Annotated in this window: 21 protein-coding genes; 10 read left to right on the forward strand and 11 right to left on the reverse strand. The window is 74.5% G+C overall.

The annotated features are described in order from the left end of the window. Window positions 1-28: 28 nt before the first annotated feature. Both FHS34_RS19585 and FHS34_RS19590 read right to left on the reverse strand, forming a co-directional pair. The gene (locus FHS34_RS19585) at window positions 29-751 is read right to left on the reverse strand and encodes a 2OG-Fe(II) oxygenase (RefSeq protein WP_184967080.1); all 723 of its coding nucleotides are present in this window, start codon (window positions 749-751) and stop codon (window positions 29-31) included. Between the two features lie 11 nt (window positions 752-762). Next, window positions 763-1,302 (reverse strand): methylated-DNA--[protein]-cysteine S-methyltransferase, encoded by a 540-nt coding sequence (locus FHS34_RS19590; protein ID WP_184967082.1) that lies wholly within the window; start codon window positions 1,300-1,302, stop codon window positions 763-765. 161 nt (window positions 1,303-1,463) lie between these two features. Here FHS34_RS19590 and FHS34_RS19595 point away from each other — a divergent pair, with 161 nt between their 5' ends. The 4 genes from FHS34_RS19595 (at window position 1,464) to FHS34_RS19610 (ending at window position 5,090) form a co-directional block, all read left to right on the forward strand. Continuing rightward, window positions 1,464-1,703 (forward strand): hypothetical protein, encoded by a 240-nt coding sequence (locus FHS34_RS19595; protein WP_014676647.1) that lies wholly within the window; start codon window positions 1,464-1,466, stop codon window positions 1,701-1,703. A 3-nt stretch (window positions 1,704-1,706) separates the two neighbouring features. Next, the gene (locus FHS34_RS19600; protein WP_184967084.1) at window positions 1,707-2,084 is read left to right on the forward strand and encodes a toxin Doc; all 378 of its coding nucleotides are present in this window, start codon (window positions 1,707-1,709) and stop codon (window positions 2,082-2,084) included. Window positions 2,085-2,538: 454 nt separating this feature from the next. Then, window positions 2,539-4,197, forward strand: coding sequence for an RICIN domain-containing protein (locus FHS34_RS19605; protein ID WP_184967086.1), 1,659 nt, complete (start codon window positions 2,539-2,541; stop codon window positions 4,195-4,197). A gap of 458 nt (window positions 4,198-4,655) precedes the next feature. Next, entirely contained in the window at window positions 4,656-5,090 is a 435-nt protein-coding gene (locus FHS34_RS19610; RefSeq protein ID WP_184967087.1) for a subtilase-type protease inhibitor, read from the forward strand. A 209-nt stretch (window positions 5,091-5,299) separates the two neighbouring features. On the opposite strand, the gene FHS34_RS19615 is transcribed toward FHS34_RS19610, so the two are convergent. The 5 genes from FHS34_RS19615 to FHS34_RS19635 all read right to left on the reverse strand — a co-directional run bounded on the left by FHS34_RS19615 (window position 5,300) and on the right by FHS34_RS19635 (window position 9,140). After that, entirely contained in the window at window positions 5,300-5,494 is a 195-nt protein-coding gene (locus tag FHS34_RS19615) for a CDGSH iron-sulfur domain-containing protein (protein ID WP_184967234.1), read from the reverse strand. Window positions 5,495-5,525: 31 nt separating this feature from the next. Further along, a complete protein-coding gene (locus FHS34_RS19620) occupies window positions 5,526-6,155 on the reverse strand; it encodes a HemK2/MTQ2 family protein methyltransferase (protein ID WP_184967236.1) in 630 nt (209 codons plus the stop codon). A gap of 45 nt (window positions 6,156-6,200) precedes the next feature. Beyond that, window positions 6,201-7,238: an iron-containing redox enzyme family protein gene (locus FHS34_RS19625; RefSeq protein ID WP_184967089.1), complete on the reverse strand. Its 1,038-nt coding sequence runs from the start codon at window positions 7,236-7,238 to the stop codon at window positions 6,201-6,203. Window positions 7,239-7,345: 107 nt separating this feature from the next. Next, complete coding sequence (locus FHS34_RS19630) at window positions 7,346-7,513, reverse strand: hypothetical protein (protein WP_184967090.1); 168 nt, start codon at window positions 7,511-7,513, stop codon at window positions 7,346-7,348. A gap of 121 nt (window positions 7,514-7,634) precedes the next feature. Further along, window positions 7,635-9,140, reverse strand: coding sequence for an MFS transporter (locus FHS34_RS19635; protein ID WP_184967092.1), 1,506 nt, complete (start codon window positions 9,138-9,140; stop codon window positions 7,635-7,637). Window positions 9,141-9,302: 162 nt separating this feature from the next. Here FHS34_RS19635 and FHS34_RS19640 point away from each other — a divergent pair, with 162 nt between their 5' ends. The 5 genes from FHS34_RS19640 to FHS34_RS19660 all read left to right on the forward strand — a co-directional run bounded on the left by FHS34_RS19640 (window position 9,303) and on the right by FHS34_RS19660 (window position 13,067). Then, the gene (locus FHS34_RS19640; protein ID WP_184967094.1) at window positions 9,303-9,680 is read left to right on the forward strand and encodes an ArsR/SmtB family transcription factor; all 378 of its coding nucleotides are present in this window, start codon (window positions 9,303-9,305) and stop codon (window positions 9,678-9,680) included. Continuing rightward, entirely contained in the window at window positions 9,650-10,177 is a 528-nt protein-coding gene (locus FHS34_RS19645; RefSeq protein ID WP_184967096.1) for an SRPBCC family protein, read from the forward strand. Before FHS34_RS19640 ends, FHS34_RS19645 begins: the two co-directional genes overlap by 31 nt. A gap of 323 nt (window positions 10,178-10,500) precedes the next feature. Then, window positions 10,501-11,355, forward strand: a complete 855-nt coding sequence (locus FHS34_RS19650; protein WP_184967098.1) for an SDR family NAD(P)-dependent oxidoreductase — start codon at window positions 10,501-10,503, stop codon at window positions 11,353-11,355. A 7-nt stretch (window positions 11,356-11,362) separates the two neighbouring features. Beyond that, entirely contained in the window at window positions 11,363-12,286 is a 924-nt protein-coding gene (locus FHS34_RS19655; RefSeq protein ID WP_184967100.1) for a DMT family transporter, read from the forward strand. A 7-nt stretch (window positions 12,287-12,293) separates the two neighbouring features. Then, the gene (locus FHS34_RS19660) at window positions 12,294-13,067 is read left to right on the forward strand and encodes a polysaccharide deacetylase family protein (RefSeq protein ID WP_184967102.1); all 774 of its coding nucleotides are present in this window, start codon (window positions 12,294-12,296) and stop codon (window positions 13,065-13,067) included. An 81-nt stretch (window positions 13,068-13,148) separates the two neighbouring features. Here FHS34_RS19660 and FHS34_RS19665 read toward each other — a convergent pair whose 3' ends face one another. Further along, a complete protein-coding gene (locus FHS34_RS19665; RefSeq protein WP_184967238.1) occupies window positions 13,149-14,195 on the reverse strand; it encodes an MGDG synthase family glycosyltransferase in 1,047 nt (348 codons plus the stop codon). Between the two features lie 251 nt (window positions 14,196-14,446). On the opposite strand from FHS34_RS19665, the gene FHS34_RS19670 reads away from it, so the two are divergent. Beyond that, window positions 14,447-15,295 (forward strand): YhjD/YihY/BrkB family envelope integrity protein, encoded by an 849-nt coding sequence (locus FHS34_RS19670; protein WP_372478578.1) that lies wholly within the window; start codon window positions 14,447-14,449, stop codon window positions 15,293-15,295. Window positions 15,296-15,310: 15 nt separating this feature from the next. Here the strand turns inward: FHS34_RS19670 and FHS34_RS19675 are convergent, their stop codons facing one another. From FHS34_RS19675 to FHS34_RS19685, 3 genes are read right to left on the reverse strand one after another with little or no spacing between them, the layout of a single operon-like run. Continuing rightward, complete coding sequence (locus FHS34_RS19675; protein ID WP_184967104.1) at window positions 15,311-18,136, reverse strand: NHLP bacteriocin export ABC transporter permease/ATPase subunit; 2,826 nt, start codon at window positions 18,134-18,136, stop codon at window positions 15,311-15,313. A gap of 1 nt (window position 18,137) precedes the next feature. Beyond that, window positions 18,138-20,360 (reverse strand): NHLP family bacteriocin export ABC transporter peptidase/permease/ATPase subunit, encoded by a 2,223-nt coding sequence (locus FHS34_RS19680; RefSeq protein WP_184967106.1) that lies wholly within the window; start codon window positions 20,358-20,360, stop codon window positions 18,138-18,140. Continuing rightward, complete coding sequence (locus FHS34_RS19685; protein WP_184967108.1) at window positions 20,357-21,163, reverse strand: HlyD family efflux transporter periplasmic adaptor subunit; 807 nt, start codon at window positions 21,161-21,163, stop codon at window positions 20,357-20,359. Before FHS34_RS19685 ends, FHS34_RS19680 begins: the two co-directional genes overlap by 4 nt. Window positions 21,164-21,296: the final 133 nt, after the last annotated feature.

Genomic DNA, 21,296 nt, shown 5'->3' on the forward strand with positions numbered 1-21,296 from the left:
AACGGCCGCGGGCGCGGGCCCCGGCCGGTCAGGCCGCGTCGTGGAAGACCAGGCCGAGCGTCCGCCGCCGCCCGGACCGCACGGTGCTCACCCCGTGCCGCACGGCCCCGGCCGACCAGCCGCGGCGCGTGCGCAGGGGACGGTCCCGGGTGGTGAACACCAGCCCGTGCCCCTGCCGCAGCACGCTCGCCGTGCCCCGTGACTGGGCACGCGGGCGCTGCTCCACCATGAGGAACTCGCCACCGGTGTAGTCGGTGCCGTGCGCGTCCAGCGCGATCACCACCTGCAGCGGGAAGACCAGCTCGCCGAACACGTCCCGGTGCAGGGCGTTCCAGTCGCCCGGCCCGTAGCTGAGCAGGATCTGCGCCGACCGGTCCTGGCCGGCCGCGTGGCAGCGGTCCAGCCACTCGTCGAGCGAGTCGGGCCAGGGGGCCGGGCGGTCCAGCCGGGCCGCCCAGTCCCGGGCGACCGGCAGCAGACGGGGATAGAGCGCGGCCCGCAACGCCGCGACGGGGGCGGGCAGGTCATGGGTGAAGTAGCGGTACTCGCCGGAGCCGAACCGGTGCCGGGCCAGGTCGACCGTGGTGCGGAACAGCTCCGGCTTCTCGTACAGGGCGGCAAGGTCCGCGCACTCGGCGGGCGTCAGCAGCTCCTCGGTGGGTGCGCTGCCGTGCTCGTCCAGCCCGGCGGCCAGCGTGGTCCAGTCGGTGCGGGCCGCCCGGCGGCGGACCTCGGCACGGGTGGGCGTCATGGGTCCTCCCCTCACAGCAGGGTCGGCTGCAGCGCGCCCTCGTGGGTGAGCAGCCATCGCTTGTTCTCGATCCCTCCCGCGTATCCGCGCAGCGAGCCGTCCGCGCCGATCACCCGGTGGCACGGGCGGAGCAGGAGGAGCGGATTCGCGCCGAGGGCCCGGCCCACCGAGCGGATCTCGGAGCGGGGCACACCGAGCCGGACGGCCAGCTCGCCGTACGTCGTCGTCGTGCCGTACGGGACGTCGTCCAGCGCCTGCCACACGGCGTGCTGGAAGGGACTGCCCGCAGGGGAGAGCGGCAGGCCGAAGCGGGTGCGACGGCCCGCGAAGTAGGCGTCCAGCTGCCGGTGCGCCTCGGCGAACGGCCGGTCGTCGCGGACCTCGGTCCGGGCCTCGGGCGCGTCGCGCCGGCCGGGCAGGGACAGCGAGGTGAGGCTCAGGTCGCCGGCCGGGGACACGGAGCCGGTCAGCCGCAGGTCGCCCAGCGGGCTCGCGTGGACGGTGCGGACAGTGCGGACGGTGGGGGCGGTGTGGACGGTGTACGTCGCCATCGGTCCTCCTCGGGTTGTTCCGTGCTGTCGAGTCTGCTGCGCCGCGCGCCGTGTCACCGGCGGGAATCGGACATGGCCCTCTCCGCTCTCCGGTACCGTCACGGATGCCTTCCGACCTGCGGATATTTACGCGTGAGTACCCGAGCGGTACCGTGTGGGACATGCCAGCTCTCAACGTGGAGTTCAGCGAACGGGAACTAGAGGACCTGCGGCAGATCGCCAAGGAGCGCGGTACGTCGATGAAGGCCCTCGTGCGCGAGGCCGCCGCCGCCGACATCGCCCGGCACCGGGCCCTGCAGGAGGGCGCCGAGGCGTTCCGCCGCTTCTTCGCCGGCCATGCCGAGGAGTTCGCGGCGGCCTTCCCCGACGACGAGCGTCCCGCCAGGGGCGAGGCCGCCTGAGCGATGTCGTCCGTCCTCCACATCGACGTCCCGTGGCTGCTCCAGCGGCACGAGGAGGTCCTGCCGGACCAGCCCTCCGTGGACGACTTCTCCGCACTGGTCGCCGCCGTCGCCCGGCACCGGGTGGACCCGCCCCGGCTCGGCGTCGACTCCGACCCGGCCTGGCGGGCCGCCGCGCTGCTGCACACCCTCGCCGTCCTCAAGCCGCTGCCCGCGGCCAACGCGCGCTTCGCCTGCGCGACCGCCGTGGCCTACATGTTCGTCAGCGGCGTCGGCATCGACCCGCCCTACGGCGCCCTCGTCGACCTGGCCCGTGACCTGATCTCCGGCAAGACGGACGTGTACGGCGCCGCCGACCGGCTCCGCTCCTGGCAGATCTGACGGGCCGTCGGCCGGTCCCGCCGAGGACGGACCCGAGAGACCGTCGGCCGGTGCCGTTCCGGGCGGGTCCGACGGTCCGGGACCGGGTCCGGGCGGGCGTCCCCGCCCCGGTCGGCGGGGGAAGCCGCCGGGGCCGCCGGCCGGGGGCGGGGCCCTTCGAGGAGGGCCGGTGCCCAGTCCACCACCGGGCCGCGCGCTGCGGGAGCGTGCGTGCCCGGCCGGGCTGTGCGACCGCTTCACACGGGGCACGCGGGGAGCCGGGCGCCCCCTCCACAAGCCCCGGCGGAACCGTGTTCCTGACCTTCCGTCAAACGTGGCCGATGTCGCACGAGCGCCTTGTTGCTGGTGTGGAAGTTGTGCAAGGGTTCGAGAGCGGTGCACTTTCCGCGTTTCCGCGCACGCGGGAGCGCGAGGGGCACGCACCGACGCACCACGCGCCAAAGGAATCCGCTCAGTGCCCACCCCCCACCCCCCTCGTCCTCCCTATCCGCCGTCGGGCGCCGAACCCGGGGAGTCCGACGAGTTCCTCGCCGGACCGCTGCGGGCCGGCTCCGACGCCGAGGCCTCCCGGTCCGCCGCCCTCCTGATGGCCCGTCACTGGCAGCCGGTCCAGGAGTACGCGGTCATCTGCCTGGCCGCCCCCGGACCGCTCGCCCACATGGTCACCGCCACCGCCTTCCACCAGGTCCTCGGGCGGCTGGCGCTCGGCGAACCCGCCGACGCCCTGCGGCCGCGCCTGCTGGTGACGGTCCGGGACACGGTCGTGAACTGGTCCGGCACGGACCGGATCACCGCCGTACTCCCCGGACTCGGCAAACCGGCCGGAGGCCGCGGCATGCGCGCCGCCCACCCGCCGATACCGGAGAACCGGACCCTCTCGGACCGCTCGTTCCACGCACTCTCCCGACTGGAACAGTCGCTGCTGTGGCACACCGAGGTCGAGGCCGAGCCGCTGGACGTGCCCGCCGGGCTGCTCGGCATGGAGGCCGAGAGCGCACGGGCCGCGCTCGGACAGGCCCGGGAGAAGTTCCGCGAGGGCCTGGTACGTGCCCACCGGGAACTCGCGCCCGGCAAGGAATGCCGTTACTACAACCGCCTGCTCGACGTGCCGATCCGGCGCGGCGGCGCGCTGCTGCCCGACGTCCAGGAGCATCTGGCCGGCTGCGCCTACTGCCGGCACGCCGCCGAGCAACTGGGCCACTCGGACGCGGCGTTGGGCGTGCTGCTGGCGGAGGCCGTGCTCGGCTGGGGCGCCCGCCGCTACCTCGACTCGCGGCCCGGCCGGCGTCCGGATCCGGCCTCCACCCGCGCCGGTTCCCGGCGTGGCGGACGACGGCGCGGCGGCGGACCGGGACTCCTGACCCGGGCCGACGCACCCGGTGGACGGCGCCGCGCCGGCGGGGACCGATCCTCGTCGCCGGGCCGGTTCCTCGCCGGGGAGTCCGGGCGCCGCGCACCCGGCGCCGTCCGGTCGTCCCGGACGCTGCTGACCGGCTTCGGCGTGGCCTCGGCCGGGTTCCTGGTCACCGTGCTCGTGGTCGGCCTGTGGCCGGACGGGGGCGACACCGCCGACCCGGTCGCCACCAGCGCCGTCCCCGGCGCCTCGTCCGCGCCGGGGTCCGCCACCGCGCCGGGCGCCGCGCGGTTGCCCGCCGCCGGCCGGACGGGTCCGCTGCGCAACGCCGCCGCGGGCCTGTGCCTGGACATCGAGGGCACGCCCCGCGCGGGGGCGAGCGCCGTCCTCGCCGTGTGTTCGACCGCGGTCACCCAGCGGTGGACGTACGACGCCGACGGACAGCTGCGCAGCGCGGCCGGCGCCGGCCTGTGCCTGGACTCGCACGCCGACGCCGGCGTGGTGATCCTGGGCGACTGCGCCGACGCCGGTGCGGAGCGGGGCGACGACGTGCGCTACGACCTGACCGCGCGGGGTGAACTGCTGCCCCGCTGGGACGGCACGCTCGCCCTCGCCGCCGGCGACCGGCCCGGCGACGATCTCGTCGTCAAGGTCCGGGACGGCTCCGCCGGCCAGCGCTGGAAGACCGACGCGCCGACCGCGAGCCCCGGTTCGCTGTCGATCGCCGGCACCGAGAGGCCCTCGGCCGGACCGGCGTAGCCCCTTCGTCAGGACCGCCGCGGCGCCCTCGGGGCCGTATACGGCCCGTGGTTTCCGGATCCGCCACAGCAAAGCACGCCGATCGGCACGGCCGCTCCTCGGAGGGAGCCGGCGGTCCGTCCCTGGTGGCGGAGGAACCTGCTCCGGGTGATCCATTCATGAACACGGGGAGTCATGAAGGGACTTTTCGAGGGCGAAGCGTGAATGTTTCAGGACGATTAACGAAGCGCTGCTTTTCGGCCATCTGGCCGCTTCCGAGGCGGCCGAACCGCTCTGTTGCGGGGTCATGGCGTTCGAATTCCGTGACTTCACGCCACTGATTCAACACGAAAGGTTACTGAAACCCATGGGTTCGATGTGAGTTTCGCCCGCCGACTCGGCAGAGTGGCGCTCGCCGCTCCGGTGCCCGACCGGGCCTGAGCCGGCACCTCGTCTGTTCGAGCGGAAGGATGCACACAATGCGGAACACCGCGCGCTGGGCAGCGGCCCTCGGCCTCACGGCCGGAGCCGTTTGCGGACCCCTGATCGGGGCTGCCGTCGCTGCACCGGGCGCCGCCCCGTCGTCGCTCTACGCGCCTTCGGCGCTGGTGCTCACCACCGGCCACGGCAACGACGCGGCCACGGCCACTCCGGAGCGCGCCGTCACCCTGAACTGCGCCCCCTCGGCCTCCGGTACCCACCCCGCGGCCGTCACGGCCTGCGCGGAGCTGCGCGCCGTCGGCGGTGACCTCGGAGCCCTGAAGCCGGCCGGCGACGTGGCGTGCACCAAGATCTACGACCCGGTCGTGGTCACGGTCCAGGGCGTCTGGCAGGGCAAGCGCGTCTCCTACGAGCGTACGTTCGGCAACACCTGCGCGAGGGATGCCGTCGGCGGCAGCCTGTTCGCGTTCTAGAGCCGGGATCGCAGGGGTCCTCGTGGACGCCGGATCAGGCCCGCAACTGGGGAGTGCGGCCCCTGCAGCGGGGAACCATGCGATCTCGTACCGGGGAAGGCGGGCGGAGTGGGGCCGCCCGCCGGCTCCGGGCACACAGCCGCTCCCCGGGCAGGTCCGTGGGGGGCCTTCCGGGGAGCGGCGAAAAACAAGCGGTTTCAATCGGGTGTTCAGCCCTTTCGCCGGTGACTCGTGTCGCACCAGGGAAAGCGGCGACTGCGCCGGCAGGTACACAGAGCGACGCGGAACCGGTCCGAGAAGACCGTGGTCCCGTCCTCCAGTTCGACTTCCACGGGCCCTTCCACCAGGAGGGGCCCGCGCCGTTGCACGGTGATCCTCCGGGCCCGGCCCGCGCGGTCGTCCACCGGGGAGGGGCCGGGGCCGTTCGGCTCGGAGTCAGCGGGGTCGTTCGGCACGGATGACCACCAGCTCTTCCCTGTTCTCGGCCGGCGCGAGCAACCCGCGCCGGCGCAGCCAGTCCTCCCGGGAGCGCAGCACCGGACCGAGGGCGATCCAGCGGCGCCGGACCACGGCGGCCTTCAGCCCCGCCGCCCGCAGCAGCTCCAGGGTGCGGTCGGGACCGCTCAGCGCCGACTGCACGATCAGCAGCAGCCCTCCGGGGCTCAGCAGCGCCGGCGCGTCGCGGCAGATCCGGTCCAGCAGCAGCCGCCCGTCGCTCCCCGCGTCCCAGGCCCGGCTCCGGCCGTGCGGCCCGCGCCCGGCGTCGGGCGCCGGTACGTAGGGCGGGTTGGCCAGGATGAGGTCGTACGTCCGGCCCAGGACCGGGGCGAAGAGGTTGCCGCGCCGGATGCGCACCGGCAGCCGGGTCAGCCACGCGTTCAGCCGGGCCGTCCACACCGCCCGCCGGGACACGTCCACCGCGGTCACCTCGGCACCCCGCCGGGCCGCCTCCAGGGCCAGTGCGCCGCTTCCGGTGCCGACGTCCAGCACACGTGCGCCGGCCCCTGGGGCCTCCTCACGGAGCGCCTCCGCCAACAGCGCCGTGTCGTCCTGAGGGGCGTACACGCCCGGTAGCAGCAAAGCGATCACCTCACGCGAGTACCCCGGGAATCAGGAGGTATGGGATACCTTCTGTTCCCTGGGAGGCAGCGGGGACGTTCCGAGGGGCGTGCGCAGCGCCGACCGCCCGGCCCGCCAGTCGGCGAGCAGCCGCCGGGCCAGCCGGTCCTCCAGGTACTCGGTCGCGTCGATGCCGAAGGCGATGTCCGGTGCCAGCTCCGGCTCCTCTTCGAGCAGCCCGCCGATCACGTCGTGCCGGACCACCTGCTCGTGCACCGCGTCCGCCTCGACGTGCTCGTCGTAGAAGAACTCCGCGGCCGGGCCGGCGCCGGTGCGGCGCATCGCCTCGGCCAGCCTGCGGGAGGCGGGCGAGGAGGTGATCTCCACCTCGGCGAAGTGGCCCACGAGCGCGCCGCGCAGTTCCCGGTGCAGGCCGAACAGGGACATCAGGTTGACCACGGCCAGCATCTCGGCCGGGGCCGCGTCCAGATGACGGCCGTACGCGGAGTCCAGGCCCAGGTCCGCCATCAGGTCGGCGAACAGGCGGGCGTGCACCCGCTCGGCCCGGCCGCCGCCGAACTCGTCGTACTCCACCGCGGCCATCGCCGCCTTCGCCCGCCCCCACAGCCGCGGCAGCACCCAGGCGTGCGGGTCGGCCTCCTTCAGGTGGTACAGCGAGCGCACCGCCGCGTACTCCCGCAGCTGCCACAACTCGCCCCGCGCGCACAGGAAGTGGCTGACCCCCGTGCCCTCGGCCGGCTCGACCAGCAGGTCCGCGAGTGCCTCGTCCAGGCTGTCGTGGCCCGGGGTGTCGGCGCGCAGCGCGGAGTGGAAGCGGTGCTCCAGCGCGGCCCGGACGCGCAGCAGCTCCGGGTCCCACTCCGTGTCCGGCGGCACCCCGGCGAAGCCTCGGTAGTGCAGCTCGTAACACAGGTACAGGCCGAGCTGGAGGTCGTCGCCGTACGGGTCGGCGGCGCCGGCGTCCGTGGGGCGGGGAAGTGGGCCCGCACCGCGCAGATACGCGGTGACCGCGGCCGAGAGCGGGCCGCGGGGCGGGGGCGGCTGGGGTCCTCGCTGAGCGTCGTTCATGCCGCTCGGGTACCCGGCCTGCGGCGAAGCACGGGGACCGACCGCACGCCGGAGAGGTCACCGGCCCCCGACACGCCGAACCGTCCCGCCGGCGCCGCCCCGCCGGTCTAGTCGCCCGCCGCCTGTTCCTGTGCCCCGGTGTTCGGGGTGATGGCGTCACCGGCCTCGCCCGAAGCGGACCGGTCCTCGTCGCGCTTCTCGGCCTCCTCGACCTCCCGGAGCACCTCCTCCAGGGCCGTCTCCGGCCGGTCCTCGTGGTCGTCGCCGCCCGGCATGGCGTCTCCTTCCGCCGTCGTGTCGATCTCCCCTGCGGGTTACCCGCCGACGGGTTCTCAAGCGTCGGGCCGGGTGCCGCCGTCTCCCTGCGGACGGCGGCACCCGGCCCGGCCGCGGCGGCTACATGTGCACGACGGGTGCGGCGCCCGGGGCCTGCCGCGGCACGCCACGGCGGTAGCAGACGAAGGCGATCACCGCGCCCGCGCCGAAGAGGACCGCCGACCACCAGAAGGCGGTCGTGTAGCTCTCGATCGTGGCCTGCGCCCGCACCGGCCTGCTGGTGGCGTCCCGGCCGGACAGGTAGTCGGTGGCGGCGCTCGACGCCACGGTGTTCAGCAGGGCCGTGCCGATCGAGCCGCCCACCTGCTGCATGGCGTTGACGGTCGCCGAGGCCACGCCCGCGTCCTCGGCGGCGACCCCGCCGGTCGCCAGCTGCATGGCCGGCGGCATGACCAGGCCGAGGCCCACGCCGATCACGATCAGCTGGGGCAGCACCGCGCCGAGGTAGTGCGAGCCGAGGCCGATGCCGGTGAGCCAGGCCATGCCGGCCGTGGCGACCGCGAAGCCGAGCGGGATGACCGTCTTCGGGCCGAACCGGGGCAGCAGCAGCGTGGTACCGGCCTGCGCGGTCACCATCAGCGCGCCGACCATCGGCAGGAACGCCACGCCGGTCCGCGTGGGGCTGAAGCCGAGGTTGAGCTGGAGGTAGTAGGTCAGGAAGAGGAACACGCCGAACATGCCCGCGCCGGTGAGGAGCACCGCGAGGAAGGATGCGGCACGGTCCCGGTCGAGCAGGATGCGCAGCGGCAGCAGCGGGTGCGCGGCGCGCGTCTGCCACCAGGCGAAGGCCGCCAGGAGCAGGCCGCCGGCGAGCAGGAAGCCCCAGGTCAGCGGCGAGTCCCAGTCGTGGGTCTCGGCGTTGGAGAAGCCGTAGACGAGGCCGAACAGACCGGTGGCGACCAGGACCGTGCCCGGTACGTCGAGCTTGGCGTCCGCCGCGTCGCGGTGGTTGCCCAGCAGCAGCCAGCCGCCCGCGAAGGCGACGACCGCGATGGCCACGTTCACGTACAGCGTCCAGCGCCAGTCCAGCGCGTCGGTCAGCACACCGCCGAGCAGCAGGCCGACCGCGCCGCCGGCGCCGGCGATGGCGCCGTACACGCTGAACGCCCGCGCCCGCTCCCGGGCGTCGGTGAACGTGGTGTTGAGCAGCGACAGCGCCGCGGGGGCGAGCAGCGCGCCGAAGGCGCCCTGCAGGGCGCGGGCGGCGACCAGCATGGTGAAGCCGTTCGCGGCACCGCCGAGCGCGGAGGCCGCGGCGAAGCCGACGACGCCGACGAGGAAGGCGGGCTTGCGGCCGAACAGGTCGGCGATCCGGCCGCCGAGCAGCAGCAGGGAGGCGAAGGCCAGGGCGTAGGCGGTGACGATCCACTGCCGGCTGCCGTCGGAGAAGCCGAGGTCGTGCTGGGCGGACGGCAGCGCGATGTTCACGATCGTGGCGTCGAGGACCACCATCAGCTGGGCCGTGGCGACGACCGCGAGGATCCACCACCGCTGGGGCGAGGCCGCGCCGTGTTCTGTCGCCACGGCTCCCGTGCGGGAGCTCTCGGCCAGGGTCTTCTCGGGCATGGGGGCCACTCCAGGGAGGTCGTCCGGGCGGGAGGTCGGGACAGCTCGTAAACGAAACTGTTTCGTACAGATGGAGGGTAGGCCAGTGCGAGCGAAACGGCAACGTTTCTTTATTTTGTGCATTCCTTGACCGGCATATAACCAGCGAGGCATATTGGCTCCATGTCCGACGCCGCGCTCTGGACCGCACTCGCCGACCCCCACCGGCGGGCCATCGTCACGCTCCTGCTGGAGCGCCCCCGGCCCGTCGGGGAGATCGCCGACGCCTGCGGACTGAGCCAGCCGAGCGCCTCCAAACACCTGAAGGTGCTGCGGGAGGCGGGCCTCGTCCGGGTCAGCCAGGAGGCGCAGCGCCGCGTCCACGCCCTCGACCCGGCACCGATCGCCGCCCTGGATGCCTGGCTGGAGCCCTATCGCCGGCTGTGGAACCGCAGCCTGGACGCCCTCGGCCGGCGTCTCGACGAGACGCCGGCCGACACCCGACCCCCACAGCGGAGGACCGGACCACCATGCCCGCCGACCTCACCGGCACCTACCTGACCCTGGCCGACGGCCGCCCCGCCGTCCGCTTCAGCCGTGTCTACGACCACCCGGTCGAGCGCGTCTGGCACTTCGTCACCGACCCCGGCGAACTCGCCGCCTGGTTCCCCTCGCGCGCCGAGATGGAGCTGAGCCCCGGCGGCGCCATCCGCTTCAGCGGCGACCCGAACATGCCCGAGTCCACCGGCCGGGTCCTCGCCGTCGACCCGCCCCGGCACCTGTCCTTCGCGTGGGGCGGTGACGAGCTCCACTTCGATCTGGAGGAGGCCGGCCCCGGGCGCACCCGGTTCACGCTCACCGACGTCCTGAGCGCGGCGGACACCGCCGCCCGCAACGGCGCCGGCTGGGAGGTGTGCCTGACCGCCCTCGACGCGAAGGCGGGCGGCGAGCGGCACGAGGGGCCGCACACCGGGGCGAGCGCTCCGTGGAAGGAGTTCTACGACGGCTACCGCGCCGCCGGCGTGCCCTCGGGCGCCCCGGTGCCGGGCCTGGACTGACCGCGCGCGCCGGTCAGGCGCCGAAGACCCGGGCGAGGGCAGCGGTCAGCCCGGCCCCCCCGCGATCAGTACCCCGGTGTCCGCCATGCGCCTCTCCCACTGGGCGCTCCCGCGACCGGGCGCGCCGCACGGGCCGGCCCGTGCGGCCCGGGTCCCATCGTCGCCCGGGGGGTCACCGGCGGCGAGCCGGGACCCGGTCCGGCCGGCACGGACCGCGGCTCCGCCGTGCGCGGTGTTTCAGTGTGTGGCGCCCTGGATACACCGCGAAGGTTCGGCCCCGGAGTTCGCGAGCCCGTGCACGCCGCCGCAGTGAGGTCGTCACCATGTCCCATGCCCCGTCCCCCGCAGGACCGTCGAAGGGCACCCGGCCGGCCCCGGCCGCGGCCGAGGAGCGTTGTGCCGCCCCGCGAAGCGGCCGTGGCCGGTCCGGCCGGGGCGGCACCGCCCTGGTGACGGGCGCCTCCTCGGGCATCGGCGCGGCCGTGGCCCGCCGGCTGGCCGCCGAGGAGGGCTGGCGGCTGGCGCTGAACGGACGCGACGTCACCCGACTGGAGCAGGTGGCCGCACAGGCCGGCGCGGTCGCACTGCCCGCGGACCTGACCCGGCCCGGCGCCGACCGCAGGCTCACCGAACTCGCCCTGGACCACCTCGGCCGCGTGGACCTGCTCGTGGCGGGCGCCGGCGTGGGCTGGGCCGGGGACTTCACCGGCATGCCCGCCGCGCGGATCGACGAGATCGTGGGCGTCGACCTGCTGGCCACCGTGCACCTGGTGCGCGCCCTGCTGCCCCACATGATCGCGGCCGGATCGGGACGCATCGTGCTCATCGGTTCCCTCGCCGGCAGCGTGGGCGTGCGCGGGGAAGCCGTCTACTCCGCGGCGAAGGCCGCCCTCGGCACCTTCGCCGACTCCCTGCGGTACGAGCTGCGCGGCACCGGGGTGGGCGTCAGCCATGTCATCCCCGGCGTGGTCGACACGCCCTTCTTCGACCGGCGGGGCATCCCCTACACCCGCTCCTGGCCGCGGCCCGTGCCCGCCGAGCGCGTGGCGGACGCGGTCCGCGCCGCCGTCCTGCACGGCAGGGACGAGGTGTACGTCCCCGGCTGGCTGCGCCTGCCCGCCCTGGTGCGCGGCGCCGCGCCCGGCCTCTACCGGCGGCTCGCCGCCCGTTTCGGGTGAGCCGGCCATGACCGCCGTCACGGTCCTGCTCGCCCTGCTCGCGGCCCTGTCCAACGCGTCGGCCTCGGTGCTGCAGCGCAGGGCCGCCGTGCAGGAGCCGGACCGGGGCGGCGGGGCCGGGTCCGTGGTGCGACGGTTCGGCAACCTGCTGCGGCGCCCCTCCTGGCTGGCCGGCGCCGGGCTGCTGGCGCTGTCCAGCCTCCTCCAGGCCGGGGCGCTCGCCACCGGGAGCCTGTCCCTGGTCCAGCCCCTGCTCGCCGCCGAGCTGCTGTTCACCCTGGCCGTGGGCAGCGTGGTCTTCCGGCGCCGCCCCGATCCCCGGACCTGGCTGGCGTTCGTCGCCCTCGGCGGCGGGCTGGCCCTGTTCCTGCTGGCGGCGGCGCCGTCGCCCGGAACGACCACCGCGCGGCCGGGCGCCTGGCTGCTGGGCGGCTGCGGAGCGCTCGGCCTGGTCGTCCTGCTCGTGCTGGCCGCGCGGCCGGTGCGGGGCGCCTCCCGGGCCGCGCTGCTCGGTCTCGCCTCGGCGGTCACCTTCGCCACCACGGCAGCGCTGCTCAAGGAGGCGGTGGGGCGGCTCGGGCACGGACCCGCGGCGATGTTCGGACACTGGTCGCTGTACGCCACCGGGGCCGCCGGACTCGTCGCCTTCCTGCTGCTCCAGGGCGCGCTCGCCGCCGGATCGCTGACGGCCTCCCAGCCCGCGCTGACCCTCGGCGACGCGCTCACCAGCGTCGTCCTCGGCTGGGTGCTGTTCGACGAATCGATCCACCTGGGCCTGAGTCTGCTGCCGGAGGCGATCGGCGTCGCTCTGATCGGAGGGGGCAGCATCGGCCTGGCCCAGGCCTCGTCGGCCGCCGGGGAGTGGGATGCCACCGACCCGACGGCCCCGACCGGTTCCACCACCGCGGTCCCGCGCCCACCGAGGAGGTAGGTCACCGATGCCCACCGTGCCCGGCCGCTTCCTGCGCACGGCCGCCGTCCTGTTGCCGGCCGGTGCCGCGGCGGCCCACATCGGCCCGGCGGCCACCTGGCTCCCGGGCCCGCGGCCCCTGCTCTTCCCCGGGTTCGCCGGCACCGGCGGCCGCCGGCACATCGCGCTCACCTTCGACGACGGACCGGACCCGGTGTCCACCCCGGACTTCCTCGACGCGCTGGACGAGCTCGGGGCGCGGGCCACCTTCTTCGTGGTCGGCGAGCGGGCGGTGCGCCATCCGGCGGTGGTCCGCGAGACCGTACGGCGCGGGCACGAGCTGGGGGTGCACGGCTGGCGGCACGACCGGCCCTGGCGCCCCGTGTTCGCCCGCGACGCCGAGGAGGTCGCCCGGACCGTCCGGGCGGTGCACGACCTCACCGGGCACCGCCCCCGGTGGTACCGCCCGCCGTACGGCATCCTCACCACGAGCCGCTGGCGGGCCGCCCGCCGGGCCGGGCTGCGGACGGTCCTGTGGTCCGCCTGGGGCAGGGACTGGACGGCCGACGCCACGCCGGAGTCGGTACGGGCACGGGTCGCCGCGGACCTGCGCGGCGGCGGCACCGTCCTGTTGCACGACTCCGACCGGTACTCGGCTCCCGGGTGCTGGCACGCGGCTCTGGGCGCCCTGCCGGCCGTAGTCCGCGACTGCCGCGAGGCAGGCCTCTCGGTGGGCCCCCTCTCCGAACACGCCCCGGCCCCGGCACGGGGCCCCGCGCCGGGGGGAGTCCTCGCCGAGTGACCTGGTGCGGGAGGGTAGGCGGCCGGGCGCGCGAGAGCAGTGACCGGGGCTAGGAGGGGCGAAGTGCGGGAGGGCGGCGGCTCACCAGTGTGTCGCGGACTCCATCGCGTCGTGTCGGAACAGCGCCCGGCCCCGGGCCACCCGGTCCGTGCGGGTCCGGCCGCCTTCCCGGAGCGCGTCCAGTGCCGCCAGCAGCGCGGGGGCGTCCGGGGCGAGCGCGGACAGGCCGAGTTCGGCCATCCGCCGTACGCCGTCCGCGCCGTGGCCGGGCAGCGGACGGTGGCCGACCACGGGCAGGCCCGTGGCGAGGGCCTGGACGGCGGTCTGCCCCGCGGCGTTGTCCACCAGGGCGTAGCAGGCCGCCAGCAGGCCGGGCATGTCGTCGACCCAGCCCAGGGCGAGCGCCGCGGGCTCCCGCGTCATGCGCGCGAGCAGCCGCTCGTCACGGCCGCACAGCACGACCGGGAGCCAGCCGGCCGACGCCAGCAGCCGGGCGGTGCCGGCCGGCCGGGACGCCGCCCCCCAGGCGCCGGCCGACAGCAGCACCGGCGGCCGGCCGGGCGCCCGTGCGGCGAACCGCTCCCGCCACCGCTCCGCCCCGGGGGCCGGGCCGAGGAAGCCGGGCGCGACCACCGGGCCGGTCGTGACCACGGGCGCGCCGACCGCCCGGCGCACCCGCGCCGCCGCCGCGTCGGTGAGACACAGGTAGCGGTCGTTGCCCGGATGCAGCCACTGCCGGTGCACCGCGAAGTCGAGCAGGAAGACGGTGCTCGGCACCCGCAGCCGGCCCCGCTCCCGCAGATGCCCGGTCAGCTGCGCGGCCAGATGGAAGACGGAGACCACCGCATCGGCGTCCAGCCGGTCCACGAGCTCCGTCAGCCGGTCCCCGGCGAGCCGGGCCAGCGGCACCCCGCCGGGCCGCGGGCCGTGCCCCTCGCGCAGCAACGCGCCGTAGACCCCGGCGTACACCCAGGGCAGGTGCCGCACCGACACCCGGTAGCCGCGGCGCAGCCCCGTGCCCAGGCCGTACGGCAGCAGCCGCAGGACGTCGGCCACCTGCGCCTCGTGTCCCCGGGCGGTGGCCCGGCGCGCGAGTTCGGCGGCCACGGTGTCGTGACCGGCTCCCATGCCCGCGCTCACGATCAGCGTTCGCCGCCGGCCGCCCCGCGCTTCGTCGTCGGTGGTCCCCACGGGTTCCGATTCTCCTCCGGCGCGCCGCCCGAACGGCGGACCCGCCGCCGTGTCGTGCGCCGGACGGTCACCCGTGCGCACCACGGCACCGGGCAGCCGCCCGCTCTCCGGCTGCGAGTTGCCCGGCGCGTGCCACGCTGGATGAATCGGTACGGGAGAACGTGTGGGCGGCGAGCACGGGAGGAGCCGTGAAGCGGTTGCGGCACGGCCTGCACCGCGCGTGGGAATGGCTGCGCGTTCGGGCCCTGTTCGAGCACGGACGGGAACTGGAGCTGATGCACCGGGCCATGGGGTTCGCCACCCTGGCCCTGGTGACGCTGGCGCCGCTGCTGATCGTGGTGGCCGCCGCCGACCCCCTGGCGCGGGGCGGCTTCGCCTCCTGGCTCACCGACGGCATGGGACTGTCCGGCCGGTCCGCCCATGTGCTCACCGACGTCGTCAGCCCGCCGCTCAAGGTCATCGGCACCACCAGCGTCTGGAGCGCCGTCCTGCTCGCCGTCTTCGGCGTGGCCTTCGGCGGCAGTGTGCAGAACGCCTACGAACGCATCTGGGGCCTGGCGTCCGGCCCCTGGCACCGGGTGTGGCGGCAGGCGACCTGGCTGGTGGTGCTCACCGCCTACCTCTACCAGGAGGTGGCGACGAAGACCACGGTGCACGGCGGCCAGCGCATCACCCTGTCCACCATCAGCGGTGTGCTCTTCTTCTGGTGGGGCCAGCGCTTCCTGCTGGGCGGCCAGGTCCGCTGGCGCGCGCTGCTGCCCGGCGCGCTGGCCACGGTCATCGGCCTGGCCGGCCTCCGGGCCTTCTCCTACCTCGTCTTCACCCCGCTCATCGTCACCAACGCCCTGAGCTACGGCGCCGTCGGCACCGTCCTCGTCGTCGAGTCCTGGCTCATCGGCGTCGGATTCGTCATCTACGGCGGCGCCATCTTCGGCCGCTGGTTCACCGAGCACCACTGGATGCCGTCCCACCACCACGACGAGCCGGACGACCCCGGTGAGGCCGACGAACCGGCCGGGCCCGCGAGCCCGGCCTGATCCGGACGAAAGCCCTTAGGCCAGCTGCCGGCGCACCAGTTCGTGCAGGCGGCCCCCGGTGTCCGCGAGGAGTTCGGCCGGGGCGCCCTGCTGGACGACCTTGCCGTCCTCCATCACGATCACCCGGTCGGCGTCCAGGACGGTCGACAGCCGGTGGGCGATGACGATCCGGGTGGCGTTCAGCTTGCGGGTGCTGTCGATGACGATGCGCTGGGTGTCGTTGTCCAGGGCGCTGGTCGCCTCGTCGAAGAAGAGGATGCGCGGCCGCCGGATGAGGGCCTGGGCGATCATCAGGCGCTGCCGCTGACCGCCGGAGATCGCGCCGTTGCCGGCCACGATCGTGTGCAGCCCCATCGGCATCCGCCTGATGTCCTCCGCGAGCCCCGCCAGCTCCGCCGCCGCCATCGCCTCCTCCGGCGTGTACGGTTCGGTGCCGCAGATGACGTCCAGGATCGAGCCGGTGAACGGCTGCGCGTGCTGCAGGACCACGCCGCACTGGCGGCGCACCGCCGACTGGTCGAGCGCCCCGAGGTCCTGGCCGTCGTACAGGACACTGCCCGAGACCGGCCGGTCGAAGCCGATGAGCAGCCGCAACAGCGTGGACTTGCCGCAGCCGCTGGGGCCGACGACCGCCACGAACTCGCCCGGCCGGGCGGCGAAGGACACGTCGTCCAGGACCAGCGGGCCGTCGTCGGCGTACCGGAAGGAGAGCCGCCGGGCCTCCACGGCACCCGACAGCGGACCGGGGCGGGTGCTCCCCGTGCGCACCTCGGGCGTGGCCTCCAGCACCGGCTTGATCTCCTCGAACAGCGGCAGCGCCGCCACCGCCGACACGAACGCGCCGGTCAGCTGGGTGACCGAGGTCAGCACCATGGTCACCGACGTGTTGAAGGTGAGGAAGTCCGCCGCCGACATCGCGCCCCTGGCCGGGCCCGCCAGCAGCATGAACATCAGCAGGGTGCACACCGGCAGATAGACCGCGCCGAGGACCGTGGTGACGTTCTTGATCCGCCCGGCCCGCTGCTGCAGCTCCCGGCTGCGGGCGAACTCCCGCGCCCAGGCCGCGTACGCGTAGTTCTCGGCCGCCGCCACCCGCAGTTTGGGCAGCCCGCGCAGGGTCTGGAACGCCTGGTTGTTCAGCTTGTTGCCGAGCACCACCAGCCGCCGCTGCCAGCGCACCTGCCACAGTCCGAGCGCCCCGAACACCGCCGCGATCACCACGAGCATGCCGATCGCCGCGAGCGCCATCGGCACGCTGTACCAGAGCAGCAGCCCCAGGTTCATCGCGCCGACGGTCACCGACTGGGCGACCACCGGGCCGACGCCCGCCAGCACCCGGCGGACCGCGCTGATGCCCATCGCCGCACTGGCCAGCTCGCCGGTCGAGCGCTGGGTGAAGAACCGGGTGGGCAGGCGCAGCAGCCTGTCCCACACGGCCGGTTGCAGCGCGGCCTCGATACGGCCCTCCAGCCGCAGGATCGACAGGTTCTCCAGCAGGGTGAACGCCGCCGCGACCACCCCGCTGACCATCACCGCCAGGCACACCTGCACGATCAGGCCCTGCTGCGCCCGGGGCACGTACTCGCCGAGCACCTTGCCGGTGGCGATCGGCACCAGCGCGCCGATCCCCACCGTCACCAGGCCCGCGAGCAGCAGGTTCAGCAGGTCGGCCCGGGTGCCGCGCAGGCTGAACCGCAGCAGTCCGAGCGGTGACAGCCGCTTGTCGGGCAGCGGCCGGTAGAACATCACCGCGCGCGGCTCGAACTCCTCCGCGTTCGCCTTCTCGACCGGTGTCTCACGGCCGGTCGCGGGCTGTACGGCCACATAGCCGCCGCGCCGCCACAGCAGCGCGACCGGCGCCCCGGACAGCGCCCGGTGCCCGACCAGCGGGCCCACGTCCTCCCGCCACCAGCGCCCGTCCAGCCGGACGGACCGGGTGCGCACCCGGGAGGCCAGCGCCACCCGCTCGACCGGATCCAGCCGGTCGCTCCCGGTGCCGCTCTGCGCGGGCTCGGCCAACGTGATCCCGGCCGCCTCCGCGACCAGCTTGCAGGCCGCGTACGAGGCGTCCGCGTCGGCCGCCGTGGTACGGCGGGCCGAGCGCTTGCCGATGGAGGCCAGGAGGGTCTGGTCGGCCTGCGCGCGTACCGCCTCACCGGCCTTGATCCCGGCGGCCGTACGCGTCTCGTGGGCGCGCTCCAGCTGCTCGATCCACCGGTCCAGGGCGGTGAGCAGCCGGTACTGCTGGTCCACCATGCTCTGCCACAGCGCCGGGTCCATCAGCAGATCGGCGGCGGCCTCCGCGCCGTACAGCGAGCCGTACTGCACACTGCCCGGCGGCACCTGCATCCAGAACACGTCGTCGTCGGTCGGCGTGGCGGGGCGCTCCTCGCCCATCGGGGCCTGGAACAGCACGGACAGGCCCCGCCCGACACCGAGCGCGACCGCGTACTCCAGGGGGCTGGTGGCGGGCGGCACGTACTGGGGGTTGCCGTACTCGTCGTACGACCAGGTCTGCGTCTGGGCCGGCTGGTACAGCTCGCGCAGGCTGACGCGGTGCACCACGCAGTCCCGGACCGGGCGCGCCACCAGGGTGTGCTGGGGTCCGGCCACCGGGCCGAGCAGCAGCGCGCCGGGCTCCAGCCGGCCGAGGTGGTGCCAGTGGCCCTGCTGGGCGGCGTCCACCGCGAACAGGTCCAGGGCGCCGGACGTGACCAGCCACAGCACCTGCGGGCCCTCCAGCTCCAGGCGGCCCAGGCCGGCGCAGTCCAGCCGGGTGCCCAGGGAGCCGAGCGCGCCGAGGACGAGGTCGCCTCCGTACCCCTCCTGAACAGTCGTCATCTCACCGCTCCCGGACCAGCGTCGCGTACGCGCCGCCGCGCGCCACCAGCTCCTCGTGCCGTCCGCGCTCCACGACCGTGCCGTGCTCCAGGACGACGATCTCGTCGCTGTCGCGGACCGTGCTCAGCCGGTGCGCGATCACCACACAGGCGCACCCGCGCCGCCGCAGGTTGTCCATCACGACCAGCTCGGTCTCCGCGTCCAGCGCGCTCGTCACCTCGTCCAGCACGAGGATGCTCGGCCGGCGCACCAGCGCCCGGGCGATCTCCAGCCGCTGGCGCTGCCCGCCGGAGAAGTTCCGGCCGTCCTGCTCGACCCCGCTGTGGATGCCGCCGGGCCGGCGCGCCACCACGTCGTACAGGGCCGCGTCCCGCAGCGCCTCGACCACCGCCTCGTCGGGGATCGACGGGTCCCACAGGGCCACGTTGTCGCGGACCGACCCCTCGAACAGGAAGACGTCCTGGTCGACGAAGGAGACGGACGCGGCGAGCGCGCCGCGCGGGATGTCCTCCAGCCGCCGGCCGTCGATGCGGATCACCCCGTCCCACGGGGTGTACAGGCCGGAGATGAGCCGGGACACCGTGGACTTGCCGCTGCCCGAGCCGCCGACCAGCGCCACCTGCTGTCCCGGGCCGACGGTCAGGTCGAAGCCGGTGAGCAGCGGCTGGTCGAGCGGGCTGTAGCCGAAGGTGATGTTCTCCAGCTCGACGTGCCCGTGCAGCCGGCGGGTCGAGTCGCCGTCGCCGGGCCGGGCGTAGAGCGGGTCGGCGCGGAAGTTCTCCACGTCCTTCAGCCGGGCCACGTCGGCCGCGAAGTCCTGGATGCGGCCCGCCACGCCGTTGAGCCGGGTCAGCGGCGCGGTGAAGCGGGTGACCAGCGCCTGGAACGCGACCAGCAGCCCCACCGAGATGTGCCCCTCGACCGCGCGCAGTCCGCCGATCCACAGGATGAGCGCGCTGTTGACGGTGGCGAGCGTCGGCGCCACCACGCCGAGCCAGGCGCTCGGCACGCCGAGCCGCTGCTGCTCCTCCAGTGTGGTGGCGTGCTGGCCGGCCCACTTGCGGAAGTAGCCGTCCTCGCCGCCGGTCGCCTTCATCGTCTCGATCAGCTGAAGACCGGTGTACGAGGTGTTGGTGAGCCGGGCGGTGTCCGCGCGCAGCTTCGCCGTCCGGGTCGCGCGCAGCCGTACGACGAGCCGCATGGCCACCACGTTCAGCAGGGCCACGGCGATGCCGACGACCGTCAGCTGCGGGTCGTAGGTGTAGAGCAGGACCGCGTACAGGACGACCACGATCGCGTCCACGCCGGCCGCCGCGAGATCGCGGGCCAGGGTCTCGGCGACCTGGTCGTTGGACTGCAGGCGCTGCACCAGGTCGGCGGGGGAGCGCTGGCCGAAGAACGTGACCGGCAGCCGCAGCAGATGGCGCAGGAAGCGGGCGCTGGAGAGGGTGGAGGAGATGATCCGCCCGTGCAGCAGATTGGCCTGCTGGAGCCAGGTCAGCACCAGCGTGAGCAGCACACAGGCGGCCATCGAGGTGAACAGCACGCCCAGCAGCGAGGTCTGTCCGCCGATGAGGAACATGTCGATGTAGGTGCGGCTGAGCGCGGGCACGGCCGCGCCGACGGCGACCAGCAGCAGGCTGGCCAGTACGGCGGCGGGCAGGGTGCCCGCGGTTCCGCGCAGCCGCGCCGGCATCGCGCCGAGCACGCCGGGCCGGCGGCCGCCCTTGGTGAAGCCCTCGCCGGGCTCCAGCACGAGCACGACACCGGTGAAGCTGCCGTCGAACTCGTCCATGGGGACGAAACGGCGGCCCTTGGCGGGGTCGTTGACGTACACCCCGCGCCGGCCGAAGCGGCGGCCGATCCCGTCGTAGACGACGTAGTGGTTGAACTCCCAGAAGAGGATGGCCGGTGCCCGCACCTCGGCGAGGGCGGCCAGGTCCATCTGCATGCCCTTGGCCGTCAGACCGTAACCTCGGGCCGCCTTCAGCAGGTTGGAAGCGCGGGAGCCGTCACGGGAGACACCGCAGGCGATGCGCAGCTCCTCCAGCGGGACGTGCCGGCCGTAGTGGCCGAGGACCATCGCGAGGGAGGCGGCGCCGCACTCGACGGCCTCCATCTGCAGCACGGTGGGTGTGCGGACCGTGCCGGTACGGGACTTGGGGGCCGGCCGCTTCGGGGGTGCCGCCCGTCTGCGGCCTCGGGTTTCCTGGGCGGTGGTCACGGGAGCAGCCAATCGACGGGGTGCTGGTCGGCGAGCCGGACGGAGCCGGTGGCGAGGGTCATGGAGTCGAGCCGGAACGGCGGCCCGCCGGCGGTGGACCACCGGTAACCGCTCTTCGTGGACGACGACTTCCCGAGCTCCACCAGGACGGCCACCGGGCGGCCCTTACGGGTGAACTGCTCGCCGAGCTGGCTGTCGCCGAGGAACGCGGCGATCGACTGGGCGGACTGCGCGGTGCGGTCCACCGACTTCACCTCGCCGCGCAGGACGCCGAACCGCTCCGTCGGCACGGAGGACACGGTCAGGTCGACCGTGGCGTGCGCCGGGATGGCGGCGGCGTTCTCGGCGGGCACGTACACGGTCGCGTACAGCGGGTCGGAGGCATGGGCGACCTTCTCGACCGCGGCCACCGTGGTGCCGGTGCGGATGATCTGGCCGATGTCGGCGGCGAGCGTGGTCACCCGGCCGGCGGCGACGGTACGGACCACGGAATCGCCCTGTGGCGTACGGACCTTGAGGACCGGCGCGTTCGCCGGCAGTCGTTCGCCCTGCCGGGCCAGGACGGCCGTCACCTGCCCGGACACCGGGCTCTGCAACAGGTAACTGCCCTGTGCGTGGGTGAGGACGGCCGGCGCGCCGACCGTGGAGGCGACGGAGCCGGTCACCGCCCACACGGAGGCGGCGGCCATGACGACGACGGTGACACCGAGCGCGAGCCAGCCCTGGGGACGGGCGAGCCGCACCGGTAGGTCCAGCTCCTCCGGTGACTGGAGCTTGGCGAGGGCCTGTTGGCGGAACTGCACGGAACTTCCCTCACCTGTGGGAGAGACGCATGTGTATCAGAGGCACATGTGTTGGGGAGTCACATGTGTTTCAGAGCACCCGAGAGTCCCGGAGCCGAGGAACGGCTCCGGGACTTCGGTGACACCGAGGTGC

It is taken from the genome of Streptomyces echinatus, assembly GCF_014203595.1.
Lineage (GTDB): Bacteria > Actinomycetota > Actinomycetes > Streptomycetales > Streptomycetaceae > Streptomyces > Streptomyces echinatus.

Coding starts and splice junctions, on each gene's coding strand:
- FHS34_RS19645 (WP_184967096.1), top strand. CDS start 9,650: ATGCCCGCCGACCTCACCGGCACCTACCTGACCCTGGCCGACGGCCGC.
- FHS34_RS19585 (WP_184967080.1), bottom strand. CDS start 751: ATGACGCCCACCCGTGCCGAGGTCCGCCGCCGGGCGGCCCGCACCGAC.
- FHS34_RS19630 (WP_184967090.1), bottom strand. CDS start 7,513: ATGCCGGGCGGCGACGACCACGAGGACCGGCCGGAGACGGCCCTGGAG.
- FHS34_RS19660 (WP_184967102.1), top strand. CDS start 12,294: ATGCCCACCGTGCCCGGCCGCTTCCTGCGCACGGCCGCCGTCCTGTTG.
- FHS34_RS19610 (WP_184967087.1), top strand. CDS start 4,656: ATGCGGAACACCGCGCGCTGGGCAGCGGCCCTCGGCCTCACGGCCGGA.
- FHS34_RS19675 (WP_184967104.1), bottom strand. CDS start 18,136: ATGACGACTGTTCAGGAGGGGTACGGAGGCGACCTCGTCCTCGGCGCG.
- FHS34_RS19650 (WP_184967098.1), top strand. CDS start 10,501: ATGTCCCATGCCCCGTCCCCCGCAGGACCGTCGAAGGGCACCCGGCCG.
- FHS34_RS19665 (WP_184967238.1), bottom strand. CDS start 14,195: ATGGGAGCCGGTCACGACACCGTGGCCGCCGAACTCGCGCGCCGGGCC.
- FHS34_RS19655 (WP_184967100.1), top strand. CDS start 11,363: ATGACCGCCGTCACGGTCCTGCTCGCCCTGCTCGCGGCCCTGTCCAAC.
- FHS34_RS19640 (WP_184967094.1), top strand. CDS start 9,303: ATGTCCGACGCCGCGCTCTGGACCGCACTCGCCGACCCCCACCGGCGG.
- FHS34_RS19600 (WP_184967084.1), top strand. CDS start 1,707: ATGTCGTCCGTCCTCCACATCGACGTCCCGTGGCTGCTCCAGCGGCAC.
- FHS34_RS19635 (WP_184967092.1), bottom strand. CDS start 9,140: ATGCCCGAGAAGACCCTGGCCGAGAGCTCCCGCACGGGAGCCGTGGCG.
- FHS34_RS19625 (WP_184967089.1), bottom strand. CDS start 7,238: ATGAACGACGCTCAGCGAGGACCCCAGCCGCCCCCGCCCCGCGGCCCG.
- FHS34_RS19595 (WP_014676647.1), top strand. CDS start 1,464: ATGCCAGCTCTCAACGTGGAGTTCAGCGAACGGGAACTAGAGGACCTG.
- FHS34_RS19590 (WP_184967082.1), bottom strand. CDS start 1,302: ATGGCGACGTACACCGTCCACACCGCCCCCACCGTCCGCACTGTCCGC.